The organism is Streptomyces malaysiensis subsp. malaysiensis, from assembly GCF_040653035.1.
Taxonomy (GTDB): domain Bacteria; phylum Actinomycetota; class Actinomycetes; order Streptomycetales; family Streptomycetaceae; genus Streptomyces; species Streptomyces malaysiensis.
In genome coordinates this window covers 132,165-153,046 of the sequence record NZ_JBEZNG010000012.1, presented here as the reverse complement: position 1 = coordinate 153,046, position 20,882 = coordinate 132,165, and the positions used below count along the sequence as shown (strand labels likewise).

18 protein-coding genes are annotated in these 20,882 nt (G+C 69.0%); 6 read left to right on the top strand and 12 right to left on the bottom strand.

Going from position 1 to position 20,882, the window contains the following annotated elements:
- Positions 1-652: 652 nt before the first annotated feature.
- A complete protein-coding gene (locus AB0E24_RS24255) occupies positions 653-1,786 on the top strand; it encodes a cytochrome P450 (protein WP_309145677.1) in 1,134 nt (377 codons plus the stop codon).
- A 288-nt stretch (positions 1,787-2,074) separates the two neighbouring features.
- Here AB0E24_RS24255 and AB0E24_RS24250 read toward each other — a convergent pair whose 3' ends face one another.
- Together AB0E24_RS24250 and AB0E24_RS24245 are read right to left on the bottom strand one after the other, a co-directional pair.
- Positions 2,075-2,908 (bottom strand): methyltransferase domain-containing protein, encoded by an 834-nt coding sequence (locus AB0E24_RS24250; protein ID WP_069867813.1) that lies wholly within the window; start codon positions 2,906-2,908, stop codon positions 2,075-2,077.
- A 306-nt stretch (positions 2,909-3,214) separates the two neighbouring features.
- Entirely contained in the window at positions 3,215-4,126 is a 912-nt protein-coding gene (locus tag AB0E24_RS24245) for an SAM-dependent methyltransferase (protein WP_069867815.1), read from the bottom strand.
- A gap of 464 nt (positions 4,127-4,590) precedes the next feature.
- On the opposite strand from AB0E24_RS24245, the gene ispH reads away from it, so the two are divergent.
- The 3 genes from ispH to AB0E24_RS24230 are packed head-to-tail and all read left to right on the top strand — an operon-like array spanning position 4,591 to position 7,511.
- A complete protein-coding gene (gene ispH, locus AB0E24_RS24240; RefSeq protein WP_251773059.1) occupies positions 4,591-5,541 on the top strand; it encodes a 4-hydroxy-3-methylbut-2-enyl diphosphate reductase in 951 nt (316 codons plus the stop codon).
- Positions 5,538-5,672: a hypothetical protein gene (locus AB0E24_RS24235; protein WP_347231607.1), complete on the top strand. Its 135-nt coding sequence runs from the start codon at positions 5,538-5,540 to the stop codon at positions 5,670-5,672. Before ispH ends, AB0E24_RS24235 begins: the two co-directional genes overlap by 4 nt.
- 15 nt (positions 5,673-5,687) lie before the next feature.
- Complete coding sequence (locus AB0E24_RS24230) at positions 5,688-7,511, top strand: 1-deoxy-D-xylulose-5-phosphate synthase (protein ID WP_359379800.1); 1,824 nt, start codon at positions 5,688-5,690, stop codon at positions 7,509-7,511.
- Between the two features lie 20 nt (positions 7,512-7,531).
- On the opposite strand, the gene AB0E24_RS24225 is transcribed toward AB0E24_RS24230, so the two are convergent.
- The 9 genes from AB0E24_RS24225 to AB0E24_RS24185 all read right to left on the bottom strand — a co-directional run bounded on the left by AB0E24_RS24225 (position 7,532) and on the right by AB0E24_RS24185 (position 17,828).
- The gene (locus AB0E24_RS24225) at positions 7,532-7,816 is read right to left on the bottom strand and encodes a LuxR C-terminal-related transcriptional regulator (protein WP_351385384.1); all 285 of its coding nucleotides are present in this window, start codon (positions 7,814-7,816) and stop codon (positions 7,532-7,534) included.
- Positions 7,817-8,728: 912 nt separating this feature from the next.
- Complete coding sequence (locus AB0E24_RS24220) at positions 8,729-10,072, bottom strand: class I SAM-dependent RNA methyltransferase (RefSeq protein ID WP_099015174.1); 1,344 nt, start codon at positions 10,070-10,072, stop codon at positions 8,729-8,731.
- 103 nt (positions 10,073-10,175) lie between these two features.
- Positions 10,176-12,272 carry an APC family permease gene (locus AB0E24_RS24215; RefSeq protein ID WP_359379794.1) on the bottom strand — a complete coding sequence of 699 codons (2,097 nt, stop codon included), beginning with the start codon at positions 12,270-12,272 and terminating at the stop codon, positions 10,176-10,178.
- An 87-nt stretch (positions 12,273-12,359) separates the two neighbouring features.
- A complete protein-coding gene (locus AB0E24_RS24210) occupies positions 12,360-13,478 on the bottom strand; it encodes a cytochrome P450 family protein (RefSeq protein WP_359379791.1) in 1,119 nt (372 codons plus the stop codon).
- Positions 13,460-14,932, bottom strand: a complete 1,473-nt coding sequence (locus AB0E24_RS24205; protein ID WP_232564758.1) for a cytochrome P450 — start codon at positions 14,930-14,932, stop codon at positions 13,460-13,462. The genes AB0E24_RS24210 and AB0E24_RS24205 overlap by 19 nt, the downstream gene beginning before the upstream one ends.
- Positions 14,929-15,537 (bottom strand): GTP-binding protein, encoded by a 609-nt coding sequence (locus tag AB0E24_RS24200; RefSeq protein ID WP_069867822.1) that lies wholly within the window; start codon positions 15,535-15,537, stop codon positions 14,929-14,931. The genes AB0E24_RS24205 and AB0E24_RS24200 overlap by 4 nt, the downstream gene beginning before the upstream one ends.
- Positions 15,515-15,871: a DUF742 domain-containing protein gene (locus tag AB0E24_RS24195; RefSeq protein WP_069867823.1), complete on the bottom strand. Its 357-nt coding sequence runs from the start codon at positions 15,869-15,871 to the stop codon at positions 15,515-15,517. The genes AB0E24_RS24200 and AB0E24_RS24195 overlap by 23 nt, the downstream gene beginning before the upstream one ends.
- On the bottom strand, positions 15,868-16,296 hold the full coding sequence (locus AB0E24_RS24190; protein WP_069867824.1) for a roadblock/LC7 domain-containing protein: 429 nt from the start codon (positions 16,294-16,296) through the stop codon (positions 15,868-15,870). Before AB0E24_RS24190 ends, AB0E24_RS24195 begins: the two co-directional genes overlap by 4 nt.
- Positions 16,293-17,828, bottom strand: a complete 1,536-nt coding sequence (locus AB0E24_RS24185) for an ATP-binding protein (protein ID WP_359379785.1) — start codon at positions 17,826-17,828, stop codon at positions 16,293-16,295. Before AB0E24_RS24185 ends, AB0E24_RS24190 begins: the two co-directional genes overlap by 4 nt.
- A 611-nt stretch (positions 17,829-18,439) precedes the next feature.
- Between AB0E24_RS24185 and AB0E24_RS24180 the strand changes: the two genes are divergently transcribed.
- Entirely contained in the window at positions 18,440-19,108 is a 669-nt protein-coding gene (locus tag AB0E24_RS24180; RefSeq protein WP_069867826.1) for a potassium channel family protein, read from the top strand.
- 189 nt (positions 19,109-19,297) lie between these two features.
- Positions 19,298-19,975, top strand: a complete 678-nt coding sequence (locus AB0E24_RS24175) for a potassium channel family protein (RefSeq protein ID WP_079153266.1) — start codon at positions 19,298-19,300, stop codon at positions 19,973-19,975.
- 83 nt (positions 19,976-20,058) lie between these two features.
- On the opposite strand, the gene AB0E24_RS24170 is transcribed toward AB0E24_RS24175, so the two are convergent.
- Positions 20,059-20,880: a DUF3159 domain-containing protein gene (locus tag AB0E24_RS24170; protein ID WP_069867828.1), complete on the bottom strand. Its 822-nt coding sequence runs from the start codon at positions 20,878-20,880 to the stop codon at positions 20,059-20,061.
- Positions 20,881-20,882 lie beyond the last annotated feature (2 nt).

Genomic DNA, 20,882 nt, shown 5'->3' with positions numbered 1-20,882 from the left:
GGTGAAACCTCGGCGAACTGTCGACAGACGAATGATTGCCGCAAAGCTCATGCTCACCCGACATCACAACAGGTCAATACGTAGGCAACTCCGGCGTCTACGCACAATCTGAACCCGGAGTGACGCACCGGAATTCGCGTGATCGTTCCGTCCGCCATCCTGAACGACCCCTCCCGTCGTGTCAACGACACGGCGTGAGCAGCTTCGACTTTAGGAAAAACCCCAAAGAAGACGGCGTAAGGACTGGATTAGACTACCCTGAAGATTGGTAGCCGCCGGGCTGCGCCAAGGCCGTACTTCGAGTCCGGTCCATCATCGTCGAGACGGCTGCCGACGCGGCGCCACCGGACCTTCCCCCCGACGCTCCACGGAAATGGAACGGCGAGGAACTGCCGCACTTTGACCGGGGTGACTGTGTCAAGATTGCCGAATAACTCTCAGGCCGAGCGGGCCTGCCTCGGCCCCGGCAGGCCGAGCGATATCACGCAACGTCACTGATCATTGCCGGGAATGGTTTACTGAAAGCTGGAGAGGCGAGATGGCTACGTCGGTGGATTCTGGTCAATTGCATGAAGGCAGGCCGTTCGACCCATATGGCGCACATCGCGACGACCCGTATTCATTCCTGGCCGACGTCGGAGACGCGGAGCCGGTGTTCTACGCTCCTTTGCTCGGCGCGTGGTGCGTCACCCGGCGCGAGGACATGGTTGCCGTGCTGCGGGACGACCGGAGCTTCTCGGCGCGTGACCACAATCCTCGTCCCGCGGTCGCGCTGCCGGAGGACGTGAGCCGGATGTTCCGCACCTGGCGCGGCGCCGACGCGGTGGCCGTCGGCTCACTCGACCCGCCCGAGCACGCCAGGGTCAGGGAAGTGCTCAACGCCGGGTTCACACCGGCCAGGGTCAGGGCGTTCGAACCCACGATCCGTGCGATCGCCACCGACCTCGTCGAGCGTACCGCGGCCTTGACGGAGTTCGATTTCATCTCGGCGTTCGCCGTTCCGTACGCCCTCGAGGTGATCTGCCGGCGCCTTGGGGTCCCGGACGAGTACTTCGACCGCTGCCGCACATGGTCCGAGCAGCGCATCGAACTCATGATGTCGCAGCGCAACGCCGATCCCGACCAGCTGCGTGAATACGCCCGCGGGCTGATGGAATTCGGAGCGTTCGCCCGTTCACTGGTGCAGGAGCGGCTGGCCGAACCGCAGGACGACCTGATCAGTGAGCTGCTCCACGACGGCAAGGCGGGCCGCACGCTCACCGCCGACGAGGTTTCCGTCCAGGTCCCCACACTGATCTTCGCGGGCCACATGACCTGTGCCGAGGCTCTTGGCACAATCTTCTACCAGCAGCTTCGGTCACCCGGCGGCTGGGCCGAGGTCGTCGACGGGAAGGTCTCCACACGGGACCTCGTCGAGGAGGGGTTGCGGTTCGACAGCCCGCTGGCGGGCATGTACCGGACCGCGACCCGTGACGTAGTGGTCGGTGACGTCCACCTCGCCGCGGGGAGCCGGCTGCTGCTGCTGTACGGAGCGGCCGGCCGGGACAGCCGCGCTCACGCGTGTCCGGCCGCGTTCAGTCCGGACAGCGGGTCCGCCTCGCATCTCGCGTTCGGGCACGGTATCCATTTCTGCCTCGGAGCCGGATTCGCCCGCGCGGAGTTGGAGATCGCGATACAGGCCGTCGCCGACCGGATGCCGGGTCTGACTCTGGCACCGGGGCAGCAGCCACATCACCGACCGGTGTTTCCGCTTCGGGCGTTGACCGAGTTGCGGGTACGGCAGTGAGGATCTGACGTCATCCTGAGTAACGGCCCGCCAGTTCAACTGGCGGGCCGTTACGGGCTTTACAGGCTTTGTTACGGGTTTTACGGGCTTTGTGGTGGCGGGCGCGGGTGATTCGGCCGGCCGTCCGGCGGAGATCACCACCCCGGTCGGGGTTCAGGTGCGTCAGGACAACCCACTTGGCCTGCGCCAGGGCGTGGCGCAGGCCAAGGATGTATGAAGCGAACAGGCCGATATCTTCGTGCGGGTACCGTCAGACGCCGAGCTGAAAACCGGGGACGGCGCCCACGGTCATGCGCGGACCGCGGTCAGGTAGACGTAGCCGCTCTCCGGGATGGACCCGAACCTGCGCACGAAGTCGATGAGCGAGTCGGCCTGTTCCTTGCCGACCACATCGGCCAGCTTGTCGCGGACGGTCTCAAAGGCGTCGGCCATGAGCCCGAGGGTACGGATGACGTTGTCGGTGATGTCACGGATCTCCACGTCGACGAAACCGTTGGCGGCCAGCGCCGTCCGGTACTCGTCCACAGTGCCCAAGGAGCTCACCCCGTAGTTCTCGCAGACGTGGTCCAGGACCACACGTCCCTCGGGGGTGATCGGCTCGCGCTGGATGACGTCGGCGACGGCGAGGCGGCCACCGGGGCGCAGCACGCGGGCGGCCTCGGAGAGCACCTGGCCGCGATCGGGCATGTGCCACATCGACTCGAACGCCCAGGCCGCGTCGAACGAGCCGTCGGGGAAGGGCATGTCCATCGCATCCGCGTACTGGAACGTGGCCCGGTCGGAGAGCCCGGCCTCGGCCGTGTGTTCCGTGGCCTCCGCCGCCTGGATGTGGCTGATGGTGATGCCCACCACGTCCACGTCGGAAGTGCGGACGAGCCGCCGCGCGGGATGGCCGATGCCGCAGCCGATGTCCAGGACCCGCTGGCCGGCCTGCGCGTCGAGACCCGAGATCATCAGGTCGGTCAGGCGGTCGGTGGCTACCTCGACGGAGCTGTCGTCGGCGTCGTTCTCCCAGTAGCCGTAGTGGATATTGGGGCCCCATACGGAGCCGTAGACCCGGCCGAACCCGTCGTACACGTTACGGACGTCGTCGCTATGAGTGGGAGACTGCTCGATCGTCATGAAGAACTCCGTGTCATGGTGAAAGTGGCGGGAAGCCGGCGGCGGTTCAGCCCCGCCGCGGCGGTGAGCCCGCGAATGATCGTGTTGGTACGCCACCGCGGATCCTGCGGGTCGACCGCGAGCCACATGCCGGGGAACGCGTCGAGGAGATGGTCGGCGACGTGGATACAGCTGACGTAGTCCTTCAACCGCCCTGGAATCCGGCAGTCACATCGAAAGGCGGACCGAAACCCGCTGCGCTGGGCTGGGCAACCCCAGCCCAGCGCCTGCGTGGCTGCTAGTCTCTGCTCGTCGTGAGTTCCCTGCTCACTTCTTCTCGAAGCGCAGGAAGCCCAGCCGCACGCCTCCGGCTCCCCATTCGGCGCCGAGCGCCTCGTTCGCCAGCAGGGAAATCCTCAGATTCCTGCGGTCGACCGGCGAAAGGCTGTCGTCGCTGTCCAGCACCGCCTTCGTCCAGGCGGCACTCTCCTCCCAGAACGGCAAGGTCTCCGACGTGGCGTCGACGTCATCGACCAATTCAAAACCCGCAGCCTGTGCGGCTTCTGTGTAGTCGCGCACCGTAGCCGGCTTTGTGTAGAAGTATTCGGCCCACACATCGGCCCCGTGCGGGCGTGTGATGAATACTTCCTCGATGCACACGCTCCCGCCCGGACGAATCACGTGCGACAGACGCTCGAACCACTGAGGGCGGTTGAAATACCCGCTGCTCTCGATCGCCACGGCCGCGTCATAGGGGCCGCCGTCCAACGGGAGATGCATCGCGTCACTGACCAGTGCGCGGACCTTCCCGTCCAAACCGCATTCCCGCGCGAACCCCTCGACTATCGGCGCGTGTTCCTGCGCGTTGGTGACCGCCGTGACGTCGGCGCCGTATTCCTGCGCCCAGAAGATCGAGCCCCCGCCGAGACCGCAGCCGACGTCCAGGATCCTCCCCGACAGCCGGTGTTCGGCGCCCCAGATCTTGGCCGCATACCGCAGCAGACCCTCTTGATGAGTCCGTATGCTGCCGCGGATGGCATCCGGCGTCGCGTCGTGAGCATCCAGCGGCGATTTGGATGAGGGGTAGTGACCTACATGATAGTGAATCCTGGGTCCAGGCCCGTATTTGCGAACAAGCCTGGCCGTTTTGTCGTCGTAGTATTGGCCGACTACTTTTACCTCGTCCTGAGGCTCCAGCACTGTTTGAGGCGAACCTGAAAGTTCATCCAGATTTGACATGGTCACTCCTCCAGAGCTCGGATGCCGACGACGTTGGCGAATGACCCGCTTTGGTCGTTACGCTGCGCTCGTCATGATTTTGGCGAGGATACGCGATTCAACTGCGAAACGCAGAGCCACCCTCACGACCCCGAATCTTGAGTCGCCCCGAAATTGAGTGGCAGCTATTGGATTCCATCCTGAGGGACGACCCTGGTCGTGTCAACGACGTTGGGTGAGCGGCTTCGACTTTAGGAAAAACCCCAAAGAAGACGGCGTAAGGATTGGATTAGACTGCCCTGCGGAATGGTAGCCGCTGGGCGGCACCCAAGGCCGTACTTCGAGTCCGGGTATTAAGCCGGCACCCAACGGCAGACAAGACTTCCCGAGAAGGACTCGGTTTCTACCGACCGGCGTGGATGCCCTGTTCGGCAACGCAAGCCAGGCGTTCCGACGCGGACGTCATGGCACGGAACGGAGTGGGAATGAGTGGCGGTAAGCAGGTCCTGCTGGCCGAGCCACGGAGTTTGTGTGCCGGTGTACGCCGGGCGATAGCCATCATCGACCTCGCGCTGGAACAGCACGGCGCGCCGATCTACGTCCGCAAGGAGATCGTGCACAACCACTACGTGGTGCGCGAGTTCCAGCGCCGGGGAGTCCGGTTCGTCGACTCCGAGCAGGAGGTACCGGAGGGCGCGGTGTGTGTCTTCTCCGCGCACGGGGTCTCCCCGCAGGTGCGGCAGAACGCGGACGCACGCGGGCTGGACGTGCTCGACGCGACCTGCCCCCTGGTGGCCAAGGTGCACCAGGAGGCCCGCCGGTTCGCCCGCGACGGGCGGACGTTGCTGCTGGTCGGGCACGCGGACCACGAGGAGGTCGAGGGCACCTACGGGCACGCTCCCGACCAGACGGTCATCGTCGAGACGGTTGCCGACGCGGAGGCACTGGACCTTCCCCCCGACGCACCGGTCGCCTACCTCACCCAGACCACGCTCTCGGTGGACGAGACCAGGGACATCATCGCCGTGCTCCAGCGCAGGTTCACCGACCTGCGCGGGCCCGCCACCGACGACATCTGTTACGCCAGCCAGAACCGCCAGGACGGCATCAGGGCCATGGTGGACCGGTGCGACCTGGTGCTGGTGGTCGGTTCGACCAACTCCAGCAACTCGATCCGGATGGTCGAGGTGGCGCGCAGGCTCGGCGGCAGGGCCGAACTGGTGCCGGACGTGACCCACTTCGACCCCAGGTGGCTGGCCGGCGTGAGCACGGTCGGCGTGAGCGCCGGGGCGAGCGCGCCGGAGATCCTCGTCGACCAGCTGCTCGACCGGCTCGCCGAACTGGGTTACGCGGACACGTCCGTGGAACGGGTGGCGACCGAGGACATCGTGTTCTCCCCGCCCGCCCGGCTGACCGGAGTGGCGGACGTGCCATGACCGATCGGGACCGGGCGGCCCCTGCCGCTGATGGCGCCGGCCAGGACTCCGTCGGCAAGAGCGGCATCGCGCCGGGCAGTCGGCCCGAACTGACCGAGAGGGCGGCCGCGGCCGCCCACCACACCCGGTGAGGAGCACTGTTCGACATGGCGTTGCTGGAAACCGTGCGCGACCCGGCGCGGCTGCGTGAGCTGACCGCCGGGGAACTCCGCGACCTCGCCGGGGAGATCCGCGCGTTCCTGATCGAGCGGGTCTCCGCGACCGGGGGACACCTCGGGCCCAACCTGGGTGTGGTCGAGCTGACCATCGCGTTGCACACGGTGTTCGAGTCCCCGCGGGACCGGTTGCTGTGGGACACCGGGCACCAGTCCTATGTGCACAAGATCCTCACGGGCCGCCAGGCCGGGTTCGACCGGCTGCGCAAGTCGGGCGGGGTCTCCGGCTACCCGAGCCGGGAGGAGTCCGAGCACGACCTGGTGGAGAACTCGCACGCGTCCACCGCGCTGTCCTATGCGGACGGGCTGGCCAGGGCGGACGCCCACCTCGGCCGGCGCGACCGGGCGACCGTCGCGATCATCGGCGACGGCGCGATGACCGGCGGTATGGCCTGGGAGGCGCTCAACAACATCGCGGGCGGGCCGGAGCGGCCGCTCGTCATCGTGCTCAACGACAACCAACGCTCCTACGCGCCGACCGTCGGCGGGCTGGCCGAGCACCTGGCCGACCTGCGTGCCGGGCGCGGGCCGGGCGTGTTCGAACAACTCGGGCTCGGTTACCTCGGCCCCGTCGACGGTCATGACATCTCCGCCGTCCAGGACTCGCTGCGCCACGCGGTCGCACTGGGCGGGCCGGTGGTGGTGCATGTGATCACCGCCAAGGGCAAGGGATACCGGCACACCGAGACCAACGACCTCGACCTCGGCCACGCCGTCAAACCGATGGACCCGCACACCGGGCAGGCGCTGAAGGCGTCGCCCCCGTCGTTCACGTCGGTGTTCGGCGAGAAGCTGGTCGAACTGACCGAGCAGCGCGACGACCTCGTGGCGATCACGGCCGCGATGACCGAGCCGACCGGGCTCCTGCCGCTGCAAGGCAGGTTTCCACACCGGGTGATCGACGTCGGCATCGCCGAGCAGCACGCGGTCACGATGGCCGCCGGGTTGTCCATGGGCGGCGTGCACCCGGTGGTGGCCATCTACTCCACGTTCGTCAACCGCGCGCTCGACCAATTGCTCATGGACGTCGCGCTACACCGCCGCCCGGTGACGTTCGTCCTCGACCGGTCCGGGGTGACCGGCGACGACGGGCCGAGCCACAACGGCATGTGGGATCTGTCGGTGCTGTCGGTGGTGCCGGGGCTGCGGATCGCGGCGCCGCGGGACGGCACCCGGCTGGCCGAACTGCTGGCCGAGGCGGTGGAGTGGGACGAAGGTCCGACACTGCTGCGGTTCCCCAAAGGCCCCGCCGGTGAGGACCTGCCCGCCACCGCCACGTTCAACGGGATTGATGTGCTGCGCCGTTCCGGCCGGCTGGACGTGCTGATCATCGCGGTGGGTGCGCTGGCCGGGCTCGCGCTCACCGTCGCCGACGGGGTGCGGGCACAGGGCATCGGGGTGACGGTGGTGGACCCGAGGTGGGTCACCCCGGTCAACCCCGCGCTGGCCGACCTGGCCCGCCGCCACCGGCTCGCGATCACGGTCGAGGACAACAGCCGTACGGGCGGCGTCGGTTCCGCGATCGCGCAAGCGCTGCGGGACGCCGACGTGCACACCCCGCTGCGCGAGTTCGGCATCCCGAGGCGGTTCCTCAGCCACGGCTCCCGGGCCGAGGTGCTCGCCGCCTGCGGGCTGACCGCGCAGAACATCACCAGGGTCGTGGTGGAGCTGCTGACCGGCCTCGACTCCGCACCGGCGGAGGCAGACATCGACGACCCCGGCACCTGGCCGGTCCGCTCAGGGGAGGAACATTGACGGCCGTCGATGTGGGAGCGTTAATCCCCGGTTTCACACGCAATGCGCGGGGGCCACGAATCCGCTCGCAGAATTTGGAGGACGAACGCCCTCGAAACCAATGCGACACGATTCGACGCCTGTAGCTTGTCGGACATAACGCGGACGTGATAATCGATGGTCTTCGAGCTGAGATACAGCTCTCTCGAAAGGCGCCCGCTGGAGAAGCCGGCCGCAACACCCTCCAGGATCCTGGCCTGGACCGGGCTGAGAACGCAGTCACCGACCGGCTGGGACACTTCGCAGCCGCTCTGATCATTATCCATGGCACGCATCCATTGCACCGTAAACGGAGTAATGCAGAGCGAGAAGCACTGGAATAAGATCCTAGGTGAACCCCTAAATTTATATCCGGCCTTGTTTTCGGCAGCTCAACCGGCTCATCCGGCTTGTTACCGCTCCACTCCTGCACAACCTGCCTATCATTTCGGCCATTTCTCACCCCATCTTCCTGAATGGTGCGGTTGCCCCATAAGCCCGCACCTGGCGCTTTCTATAGATGCCGCCCAGATAGCTCCTGACGGTCTTTTCAGTCAGGCATATGCCGAAGGCACGTCGCGGGCCACCGAGCCGAAGGTGAGCAGCGCCATAATCCGCTTTCCCCGGCGCGACAGCCGGGACAGTACGCTCTTGCCTTCTCCGCGCCCCCGGAGCCGGCTGCGCCGACACCGCCCTGGCCATTCCGTTTTCCAGCGCCGGCCACCCGTCGCCCCAGCCAGGCCAACGGGCCACAACCGCGACGGGCAGCAGCTCGACGCCCGACTCGATCGAGAGCCGCCCACTCCCTGGGCCACGCCAGGTCCGTACAGCAGAAGGACGTCATCGCTCGAACGGACTTCATGGGATTCACGTATCAGCCGGGCTTCCGGTAAGGAAAGGAAAACCAATCCGACACCGTGCAGACCGACCAAAGCCATTGGCAATGACGCCGCCGAAAACTCTCCCACCGGAGTCGTGAGGGTTTTCGGCACGGCACACCCCGCTCATACCCACGAGGTCACATCAAAGCCTGTGACCATTTCTTTGCCTGGGGATTTCCATGCCTTTGAACATCGTCAGGAATATTCCAGTCGCATAAGCGAGTACGCCGTCGGCCGACGACGGCTTCGTGGCACTTCAGCAACGCGCCGTAGCCGACGCTGGATGGCGTAGGAGACTCGGCGGGAAACGACGGCGGGTCAGGAGCGCTTGGCCACCGGTTCGAGGATGGCGACGCACTCCACATGATGCGTCACCGGAAAGAGGTCGAAGGCGCGGGTGCGGCGCGGGGCGTAGCCCGCCTCGCGGAAGTACTTCAGGTCGCGGGCGAGCGCCGCCGGGTCGCAGGCGACGTAGGCGATACGGCGGGCGCCCAGGGCCGCCAGGCGGGTCACCGTCTCCTTGCCCGCGCCCGCGCGGGGCGGGTCCAGGACGATCAGGTCGGCCTCGGTGATCCCGGTTCGGGGCAGCACCTGCTCGACCTTGCCGTGTTCGATACGGACCCGCTCCAGGTCCTGGAGGTTGTGCCGGGCGTCCTCGACCGCGCGCTTGCTTGACTCGATGCCCAGCACCGCGCCCCGCTCCCCCACCCGCTCGCCGATCGCGCCCGCGAAGAGGCCCACACCGCAGTACAGATCGAGGGCCATCTCGCCCTTACGGGGCATCAGCCCCTGCATCACGGCCTCGACGAGCACGTCCGCCGCCTTCGGGTGGACCTGCCAGAAGCCGCCCTCGCCCACCCGCCAGGTGCGGCCCGCCGCCCGCTCACGGACGAACGGGCGCCCGTGGACGCGGTGCACCAGACGGGTCCGCTCACGGCCGCGGGGCTCGCTGACCCGCAGCACGGAGACCGGCCGGTCCAGCTCCACCAGCGGCAGCCGGCCGCCGGGACGCGGGGTGAGGACCACCTGCCGGTCGGAGGAGCCGGTGGCGGCGATGGCCTCCACGGTGGAGATCTGGGGCCATTCGCGCTTCTCGACGCCGAGTTCGGTGACGCCCGGGGCGGCGATCAGGCAGTGGTCGATGGGCTCGACCTCGTGCGAGCGGTGACGGCGCAGTCCGGGGCGGCCCTGCTCGTCCACCGCGTACTGCACCCGGGTGCGCCAGGCCGGGACCTCTCCGCGGGCCACCTTGTCGCCGGGCGCGGGCTCGACCGTGCCGTCCCAGCCCGCCTCCTCGGGGGTGAGCCCCGCCAGCCGGGCCAGCTGTTCGGTGATCACCTCGGCCTTGAGCCTGCGCTGGGCGCCGGGGGCGGCGTGCTGCCAGTCGCAGCCGCCGCACTTGCCGGGCCCCGCGAACGGGCACGGCGCCTCCACCCGGTCCTTGGACGCGTCCAGCACCCGCACCGCGTCGGCGCGCAGAAAACGCGCGCCCTCCTCGCCGTCGGTCACCCGGGCCACGACCCGCTCACCGGGAAGCGCGTGCCGGACGAACAGCACCTGGCCCTCGGCGGTCCGGGCGATGCAGTGGCCGCCGTGCGCCACCGGGCCGACCTCTACCTCGTACTCCTCGCCGACCAGCGATGCCTTGGGTTCACTTTGCATGGCGGGCACAGGCTCCAGAAGGGGTGAGAGGACGCGGTGGGACAACAGCCCACCAGTCTACGTCCCGCCGGCCCTCACCCCGTCACGCCCAGGCCCCACGGGCCTATCGCCCAGGAACCTGCGAGGTGATGCCCGGCTGCTCGCCCTTCGGTCCCTTCTCGCCCTTCTCCCGCTTGGCCGGAACCACCGGGCCACGCCGCACCGACCCCGGCGCGTTCCACTCGGCCCGCTTGCGCGCTCGCTTCCGGGCCAGTTCGGAGGAGTCCAGCTGCCACGGCACGGAGGTCACCATGACGCCCGGGGTGAACAGCAGCCGCCCCTTGAGCCGCAGCGCGCTCTGGTTGTGCAGCAGATGCTCGTACCAGTGGCCGACCACGTACTCCGGGATGAAGACGGAGACCACATCGCGCGGGCTCTCCCGGCGCAGGCTCTTGACGTAGTCGATGACCGGCCGGGTGATCTCGCGGTAGGGCGAGTCCAGGATCTTGAGCGGCACATCGATACCGCGCTCGTGCCACACCGTCTGGAGCGCCTTGGTCTCGGCGGGGTCCACATTGATGCTCAGCGCCTCCAGCCGGTGGGAGCGCATCAGCTTGGCGTAGGCCAGGGCCCGCAGCGTCGGCTTGTGGATCTTGGAGACCAGGACGATGGAGTGCACCCGGGAGGGGCGCACCTCCTCCTCGTCGAGCTGTTCGGTGGCGGCCGCGAGCTCCTCGGAGACGCCGTCGTAGTGGCGCCTGATGGCCGACATGGTGACGTAGAAGATGACCATGCCGAGCAGGGCGACCCAGGCGCCGTGGGTGAACTTCGTCAGCAGCACCACGACCAGCACCAGACCGGTGAAGAAGGCCCCGAAGGTGTTGATCGCGCGGGCGCGGACCATGCGGCGGCGGGCGTTCGGGTTCCGCTCGGTGGCCAGATGGCGGTTCCAGTGCCGCACCATGCCGGTCTGGCTGAGGGTGAAGGAGACGAAGACCCCGACGATGTAGAGCTGGATCAGCCGGGTGGAGTCGGCCCCGTAGAAGTAGACCAGGACCGCGGCGGCCGAGGCGAGCAGCACGATGCCGTTGGAGAAGGCGAGCCGGTCGCCGCGGGTGTGCAGCTGGCGGGGCAGATAGCGGTCCTGGGCCAGGATCGAGCCGAGCAGCGGGAAGCCGTTGTACGCGGTGTTGGCGGCCAGGAACAGCACCAGCGCGGTGGCCCCGGCCAGCACCACGAAGAAGAACGAGCCGTCGCCGAAGACCGCGGCCGCGACCTGCGAGATCACCGGGTTCTGGGTGTAGTCGGCGCCGAGCGGCGCCCCGTTCTTCAGCAGGTCGTGCGCGGGGTTCTCGGCCATCTTGACGTCGGTGGCCAGGGCGAGGGTGATGATGCCCACGAACATGGTCACCGCGAGGCCGCCCATCAACGCCAGCGTCGTCGCCGCGTTACGGCTCTTGGGCTTGCGGAAGGCGGGCACACCGTTGCTGATCGCCTCGACACCGGTCAGCGCCGCACAGCCGTCGGAGAAGGCGCGCAGCAGCAGGAAGATCAGCGCGAAGCCGGCCAGCCCGGTCTGTTCGGCGTGCACCTCGTAGCCCGCGGTGGGGGCCCTCATGTCGTCGCCCAGCACCAGCCCCCGGTAGGCGCCCCAGAGGATCATCGCGAAGACGCCGCCGACGAAGACATAGGTGGGGACGGCGAAGAGCTTGCCCGACTCCCGTACGCCCCGCAGGTTCATCAGGGTCAGCAGCAGGATGATCCCGACCGCGCACAGCGTCTTGTTCTCGACGATGAAGGGGACGGCCGAACCGAGGTTCTCCACACCGGAGGAGATCGACACGGCCACCGTGAGGACGTAGTCGACCAGCAGGGCGCTGGCGACGGTCAACCCGGCCTTGGGGCCGAGGTTGGTGGTGGCGACCTCGTAGTCACCGCCCCCGCTGGGGTACGCGTGCACATTCTGGCGGTACGAGGCGACCACCGTGAACATCAGCACGATGATCGCGATCGTGATCCACGGGCTGTAGTGGTAGGCCGACGCACCCGCCACGGACAGAACGATCATCACCTGCCCCGGCGCATACGCGACGGAGGAAAGGGGGTCGGAGGCGAAGACGGGGAGCGCGATGCGCTTGGGGAGAAGGGTCTCCCCCAGCTTGTCGCTGCGCAGGGCCCGCCCGATCAAGATCCGTTTCGGGAGGTCGGTCAGTTTGGACACGCAGAGGATCGTAAGGGGTAGGCCCGGTCCCCGCCCACCCGCCCGCCCCCGGGATCTCGGGCGGGCGGGGACCGGCCCCCGGAGCGCTCAGGACAGCCGTGCCGGCAAGGTGCGGTGACCGTTGGAGATGAAGGACTCCACCGGCTCCAGCGGCTCCCGCCCGGACGCCAGCTTGAGCCCGGGGAAGCGGTCGAAGAGGGCCGGGAGCGCGATCGCGGCCTCCAGCCGGCCCAGCGGGGCGCCGACGCACAGATGGACGCCGTGGCCGAACGCCAGGTGGTTCTTGAGCCCGCGGGTCACATCGAAGTGGTCCGCGTCCTCGCCGTGCACCTCGGGGTCGCGTCCGGCTGCCGCGTAGGCGGCCAGGATCGCGTCACCCTTGCGCAGCACCACGCCGCCGTCCAGTTCGATGTCCTCCACCGCGTAGCGCAGCGGCAGGTTGGCGACCGGGGCGGAGTGCCGCAGCGTCTCCTCGATCACATCGTCCCAGGTGGCCCGGCCGGCCCGGACGTGGTCGAGCTGCTCGGGCCGGGTGAGCAGCGCGTGGATGGCGTTGTCCAGGAGGTTGACCGTAGTCTCGTGACCGGCCGAGAGGAACAGCGCGAGGGTGTCGGTCAGCTCCTTCTCGCTGAGCGCGGAGCCGCTCTCCTCGTCCCGCACCGCGATCAGCCCGCTGGTCAGGTCGTCGCCGGGGCACTCGCGCTTGGTGGCCACCAGCTCGCCGAGTACGGAGTACATCTCGGTGTAGGTGGCGGTGACCTCCTCCGGGGTGGCGGAGGTGTGGAAGATGGAGTCCACGACCCGGCGCATCCGCTCGCGCAGATTCTCGTCGTCGAGCCCGAACAGCTCGGAGATCACCTGGATCGGCAGCGGATACGCGTACGCCTCGCGCAGGTCGACCGGCTCGCCCGGCGCGGCGGTGGCCAGCCCGTCCAGGAGGGTGGCGCAGATCTCCTCGATGCGCGGCCGCAGGGCGGCGGTGCGCCGGGCGGTGAACGCCTTGGAGACCAGGGTGCGCAGCCGCCGGTGGTCACCGCCGTAGGAGGTGAACATGTTCTCGACGGCGACCCAGGTGATCAGCGGCCACTCGGGCGAGATCTCACCGTTGATCCACGCCGGCCAGTGCTGCCGGGGGTCCTTGGAGACCCGGGGGTCGGTCAGCAGCTGTTTGAGTGTCCGCTGGCGGCTTATTGCCCACGCCACCACGCCGTCAGGAAGCTCAACAAGCGTCGCCTCGCCGCCTGCTGCGACTCGGGCTGCCTCTCCGGGGATGTCGCGGCCGGCGGGGTCGAGAACGATGGGACGGGGTTCCATTGGCTGCCTCCAGAGGTCTCGTCGAATCGGGTCGACTCGGACACCGACGCTGCGGACGGCCCGGTCCTGGATGTCGCTTGGGCGGGGAAGCGCACCGGCAGAGTGGCCAGGGCGCGCGAGAAGGGCCCGGTCCGCCACGTCAACCGCTCCGCGGGGACGGCCAGTTCCATGTCCGGGAGGCGGTCCAGGAGCCGCTCGATGGCCACCGAGGCGATCACCCGGGCGGGCCGCTCGGCGGGGCAGCGATGGGCGCCCGCGCTCCAGGCCAGATGGGCCCGGTTGCCGGACCGGCGGTCGGAGGCCAGGGCGGCCTCGTGGTTGGCCGCGGCGTAGCTGATGAGCACCGGGTCGCCCTTGCGCAGCCGTACGCCCGCCACGTCGCAGTCGTAACGGGGGAACCGGGTGCCGTAGTTGGCCATCGGCGGATCGTTCCACAGGACCTCGTCCAGGGCGTCCTCGACGGGCATGCTGCCACCGGACAGCTCACCGGCGAAGCGGTCGTCCGACAGCAGCAGGCGCAGCGCGTTGGCGATCAGGTTCTGCTCGGGGTCGGTACCGGCCGCCATCAGCAGGATCATCTGCTGCATCAGCTCGTCGTCGGCGAGCTGCGAGGGGTGTGCCATCAGCCAGGAGGTGACATCGGCGGCGGGCTGCCGGCGCTTTTCCGCCAGCAGGCCGGAGATCCAGTGGAGCAGTTCGTCGTTGGCCGCCGCCGCGTCCTCGCCGCTGTCGAAGAGCTTCATCATCGTCTCGACCAGCTTCGGCCCGTCCGCCGGACGCGCCCCGAACAGCTGGTTGAAGACCAGCAGCGGGATCACCGACGCGTACTCGGTGATCAGCTCGGCCTCGCCCCGGGAGGCGAAGGCGTCGATCAGCGTCTCCGCGCTGCGCTCGACGTACTCGCTCAGGGCGTGCGGATCCACCCGGTCCAGGCTGTCGGTGATCGCCCCGCGCAGCCGGACGTGCGCCTCCCCGTCGGCGAAGAGCGCGTTCGGCCGGTACATCATCATCGGGGCGACCGGGTTGTCCAGCCCCACCGTCCCGTCCCGCATCGCCCGCCAGCCGCGCGGGTCCTTGGCGAACCGCTCGGTGTCGCGCAGGATCTCCAGGCCGAGCTGATAGCTGGTGACCAGCGAGGCGTACACCCCCGGCGACAGCTCGACCGGGGCGATCGCCCCGAAGGTGGCGCGCATCCGTGTGTAGGCGCCGTGCGGGTCGGCGGCGAACTCGGGACCGTACATCGGTACTGCCGCGCGGGGCCCGGCGTCGCTCACGGCCGTGGCAGGGCCCGCGTGCGCGGGACAGCCCGGTGGCGGTACGGGTCCGGCGGCTGGATGGTTGGTCACACAATCTCCTGGGAGCTACGGGTCTGGCGAGCCTGTAGATATTCGACGAGGGCGATCAGTGCGTGCGTGGAGGAGATCTCGTCCCGGGCGTCGCAGGTCACCAGGGGCGTCTCCGGAAGCAGATCGAGGGCCTCCCGGACCTCCGGCTCCGCGAAGAGGGGAGCGCCCTCGAAGTGGTTGACGGCGACGGCGTACGGCAGTCCGTGCTCCTCCAGGACGGCCATCACCGGGAACGACTGCTCCAACCGCCGGGTGTCGGCCAGCACGACCGCGCCCAGCGCGCCGACCGTCATGTCGTGCCACAGCCGGGTGAAGCGCCGCTGCCCCGGCGTGCCGAACAGATAGAGCACCAGGGAATCGCTGAGGGTGAGCCGGCCGAAGTCCATGGCGACGGTGGTGGTCGTCTTGTCCTCGGTGCCCCGCAGGTCGTCGATGAGCGCACCGGCCTGCGTCATCGTCTCCTCGGTGCGCAGCGGGCGGATTTCGGACAGCGAGCCGACGAAGGTCGTCTTGCCGACGGCGAAGTGCCCGACGACCAGGATCTTCGCCGCCACCCGTACCGTGGAGGGCAGATAGGCCGCGTCAGAGACGAGCGCGGAGTCCATCGAGCACCTCCTGGAGCAGCTGGACCTCGGGGAGCTCGGCGGGCGGGATGGGGGCCCGGGTGCTGATGTGGCCGCTGTCCACGAGGTCGCCCAGCAGGACCTTGGTGACGCTGACGGGCAGCTCCAGATACCCGGCGACCTCGGCCACCGAAAGCGCTCCGCCCAGGCACAGCTCCATGACCCGCCGCTTCTCCGGGCTGAGCCCGGGCAGCGGCCGGTCGGGATGGGCCATGACCAGGGTCACCAGGTCGAAGGTGTTGCGAGTCGGGTAGGCGCGGCCGTCGGTCACCACATACGGCCGCACCAACCCTCGTTCGCGCCGCCCCGGACTCATGCGCGGCTGCCGATCCCCTGCCGCGGGAGGCCCTGCCTCGGCGGGCTGGTGAGCTCCTTGCCGAGCCGGTCGACCAGCTTCTGCATCCGGTAGCTGACCGCCTCCATGTCCACCGCCTCGGTGGCCGAGACCGCCAGATACGCACCGGGGCCTGCGGCGGTCAGGAAGACGTACCCGCCGACGAACTCGACGAGCGTCTGCTGCCAGGGCGTCTCCTGCGGATCGCAGAACTCGGAGGTGGAGCGGCTGATCGACTGGAGTCCGGAGAGCGCGGCGGCTTGGCGCTCGGCCTCGTCGCGGGGGATGCCCTGGGAGTGCGCCCGTAGCATCCCGTCCGCGGAGAGCAGGATCGCGTGCCGGGCCTCCGGCATCTTGACGACCTCGTCGAGCATCCAGCCGAGCTCGTTGTTGAGATGGTCGTTCATGCCTGGCGATTCCCTTCGTCATGGTGAGGGGCTGAGTCCTGGGTGGCGGAACGGCCGGAGCGGGTACCGCGGGCGAACGCGCCCATCCGCGAGGCGGTTTCCTCCGCCGAACGCGCGCGGTACGCGCCCGTGTCGGGCTCGGCGGCACCGGCCGCCCCGGCCCCCGCGGTCCAGTCGGCGGACGGCGGGGCGGCCGCCGCCTCCCGGCGGCGGCGCTTGGGCAGCCCGCCCACCGTGGTGCCGTACACCTGTGTGGCCTCGCCGTCGGCGGACGACGGCTGGGGCGCCGGGGCGGGTGCGGGTTCGGGGGCCGAAGGCCGCGCCTGGTGCGGGACCTGGGCGTGCGCCTGGTGCTGAGGCTGGGCCTGGTGCGGAACCTGAGGCTGGGCCTGGTGCGGGATCCGGGCGTGCTGCGGGGCGGCCTGCGTCTGCTGCGTCGCCCTCCTGGGGGCGCGCATCCGGCGGGAGGGGAGGGTGTGCAGCGGCTCGGCGTCCTCGGGGTCCTGCGCGGCGGTGCCCGGCCGGCCGTCGGAGTCGACATGGGTGAGCAGCTCGGTCGGGAGGAACAGCACCGCCCGCACACCGCCGTACGGGGACCGGGTGTCCACCGAGACGCTGAAGCCGTACCGCGCGGCCAGCAGGCCCACGACGGCGAAGCCGAACTGCGGCGGGTCGCCGAGCCGGGAGACGTCCACGGCGCGCTGACCGGAGAGCAGGGCGGCGGCCCGCTGGACCTCCAGGCCGTCCATGCCCACACCGGCGTCGTCGACCACGATGCAGGCCCCGTTGTGCACCGGCTGGAGGCTGACCTCCACGGAGGTGTTGGGCTGCGAGTGCCGGGCGGCGTTGTCCAGCAGCTCGGCGACCGCGAGCACGACGGGCTCCACGGCCCGGCTCACCACGGCGACGTCGATCAGGGAGTGCACCTGCACCCGCTGGTAGTCGCGGATCCGCGACTTGGAGCCGCGGACCACATCGGTCAGCGAGGAGGCCAGCCGCTGACGGCCGGGCCAGGATCCGCAGAGCACGGCGATGGCCTGGGCACGCCGGCCGAACTGGGCGTTGGCGTGGTCGATCTCCAGCAGGTCCCGCAGCACATCGGGGTTGTCGTGCCGCTCCTGCATCTCGGAGATGGACACCTGCTGTTCGTTGGCGAGCCCCTGGACGGCGCGCATCGACGCCTTGAGCGCCGCTTTGGCGGAGGCGTCAGCCCGTGCCTGTGCCCTGTCCACCGCCCGGGTGAACTGCTCCATGACGGCGTGCAGGCTCTGCGCGAAGGCCGTCCCGGCCAGCTTCTCGTCCCGCAGCCCCGGCAGCGGTCCGGGCTGGCTCAGCGCGTCCGCGATCGAGGGGAGGCGCACATCGACGAGGTGCTGCACCTCCTCGTCGCGGGACCGCAGGCTGTCCTCCAGAGTGGCGTTGCGCCTGCGGACTCCGGCGGTGATCTGCCGCTGGCGTATCAGAAGCACCAGGACGACGAGGAGCGCGACGGCCAGACACCAGCTCACCGCCTCCGATATGTGATCAGTCATCAGGAACCTCGTGCAGGTGAACGCGGCGCGGAAGGAACGAGTCAGAGCCCTGATGTCCCGACCGGAAACGGAATACAGCGATCATCTTAGCCATGTGGTGACCTAGTGTCCGACGCCCGTAACCAAGTTCCAACTGGCGGCATTCACTGGGCATTTGCATGTGGATTTGGTGAAGATCCAGGTTTTCGGGCGAAGATGGAGGGTCGCGACCACCGGTGGAGCGCCGAAACCCGCGCCCACCGTAGTGGTCGAGGCTGATCGCCGACAGCCTTTTCACTCCGCGTCCGCAACTGGAAATGATCGCTATCTCTTCTGTCCCGGCGCATCCGTGATCGCCTCCGACCGCCTCGCCACATCCCCGATCACCGCGGGAACTTTCCCGCTATGTCGTACGTCACCACGTTCATTTCCGGACCGCCGGGCGCGGACGGGGGAGCTTGCCGCCGGTACGGATACGGTGGGGACAGGTGCCGCGGTGGCCGACTCCCGTCGTCGCCGCGCACCGGCATCGGGGTTCCGCCCCCGCTGTCGCCCCGTAGGTCCTGGAAGGAAGATGTGAGCAGGGTGTTTGCGCAGGTCGGCACGGTCATCTGGAGTGCGGGGTAAGACGCATGCATATCGTGATCATGGGCTGTGGCCGGGTGGGCGCGGCCCTCGCCCAGACCCTGGAGCAACAGGGGCATACGGTCGCGGTCGTCGACCAGGACCCCACCGCCTTCCGCCGCCTGGGCGCGGGCTTCGGCGGCCGCCGGGTGACCGGTGTCGGCTTCGACCAGGACACGCTGCGCGAAGCGGGCATCGAGGAGGCCGGGGCCTTCGCCGCGGTCAGCAGCGGCGACAACTCCAACATCATCGCGGCCCGGGTGGCCCGCGAGATGTTCGGCGTGGAGAACGTGGCGGCCCGTATCTACGACCCCCGCCGCGCCGAGGTCTACCAGCGCCTCGGCATCCCCACCGTGGCCACGGTGCGCTGGACCGCCGACCAGATGCTGCGGCGGCTGCTGCCGTCCGGTGCGGAGCCGCTGTGGCGGGACCCCAGCGGAGGGGTGCAGCTGGCCGAGGTGCACATCTCCCCCTCATGGGTGGGCCACAAGGTCAGCAGGATCCAGGAGGAGACCGGAGTGCGGGTCGCGTTCCTCACCCGGCTCGGCGAGGCGATGCTGCCGACCTCCGGGACCGTGCTCCAGGAGGGCGACCTGGTGCATGTGATGATGCGCACCGACGAGGTCGGGACGGTCGAGGCGGCTTTTGAAAAGGGTCCAGAGGAGGCCGGCCGATGAGCGCCGCACGCACGGCCGCCAGGCCGCACACGACCGCGAAACCCGCACCTCCGCGCCGTGCGGGCGGAGAAGCTGGAGAAGCTAACGAGGAGGCACCGTGAGCGCCGCACGCACGGCCGCCGCGCCGCACACGACCGCGAAACCCGCACCTCTGCGCCGTGCGGGCGGAGAAGCGAACGAGGAGGCACCGTGAGGGTTGCGATTGCCGGTGCGGGCGCCGTGGGGCGCTCCATCGCGAGCGAGCTCCTGGAGAACGGGCACGAGGTGCTCCTCATCGACAAGGCGCCGACCGCCATCTCGGTGGAGCGGGTGCCGCAGGCCGAGTGGCTGCTGGCCGACGCCTGTGAGATCACCTCCCTGGACGAGGCGGCGCTCCAGCGCTGCAACGTGGTCATCGCGGCCACCGGTGACGACAAGGTCAACCTGGTCGTCTCGCTGCTCGCCAAGACCGAGTACGGGGTGCCCCGGGTGGTCGCCCGGGTCAACAACCCCAAGAACGAGTGGCTGTTCAACGAGGCATGGGGCGTCGATGTCGCCGTCTCCACCCCGCGTCTGATGTCGGCGCTGGTCGAGGAGGCGGTGAGCGTCGGCGATCTGGTGCGGCTGCTCCGCTTCAGCCACGGCGACGCCAACCTCGTGGAGCTGACACTGCCGCCGGAGGCGGCGCTGGTGGGCACCCGGGTCGGCGATGTGGAGTGGCCGGAGGACACCACGCTGGTCACCATCATCCGGGGCACCCGCGTGCTGACCCCGAACAAGGACGATGTGCTGGAGGCCGGTGACGAGCTGCTGTTCGTCGCGGCTCAGGCGCGTGAGGAGCAGCTCGAACAGCTGCTGTCCGTCCAGCGTCAGAATGCCACGGGCTGACGAGGTCCGGGCCCTGGAACGGAGCCCGCCGCCCGGTCTTCCGGGCGGCGGGCTCCGACGTCTCGGCAACGCTCGGCAACGCCTCAGTGCCGGGGCGGCTGCCGGTCGGCCGATTCGGTACGGGCCTCGGAGACGATCTGGCCGGTCCACTCCGAGAGCAGCGGATCGGCGATCTTGTCAGCCTCCGCCTTGGACCGCTCGCGCTCCCGCTCGGCCTTCTCCTCCGCCTCCATCTCCGCGATGACGTCGATCGGCGGCGGGGCCTTGGCGAGGAAGATCCAGGTCAGATAGACGCAGAGCAGGAACGGCGGAATGCCGAGCGCGACCTTGACCCAGCCGAGCTGAGTGGCGTCCCCCCACCAGTAGAGCGGGAACAGCACCGCCGACTTGGCCAGCAGGATCAGACCCCACGCCCAGGTGGACCGGGTGTAGGCGCGGAACCGGCCGGGGTTGCGGGTGCGCCAGGAGAGGTTCTCCTTCAGCATCGGCCCGAGCAACACGCCGATCAGCGGGAAGCGGAAGATCGCCGAGAGGATGTAGGCGATCGCCAGGCCCAGGGTGTAGAGCATGCCCGGCAGATAGAAGTTCTTCGCGTCGCCGGACATCATCGCGAAGATCGCGCCGAACGCGACCCCGAAGACCCCGCTGAAGGCGTGCTTCAGCGTCTCCTTGCGCACCAGCCGGGCGAGCCCGAGCAGCACGGTGAGACCGAGCGCGGCGATCGCGGCGAGGTGGATATCGCGCTTGATGGTGTACAGCAGGACAAAGACCAGACCGGGGACGGTGGTGTCCACCATGCCCCGCACCCCGCCGAACGCCTCCAGGAGCGCGGTGTCCGCCGCCGCCCTGCTGTCGGCGGCGGCGCGTCGGTGCCCGGTCGGGGGCGTCTTCTCGTCTGGCGTCACCG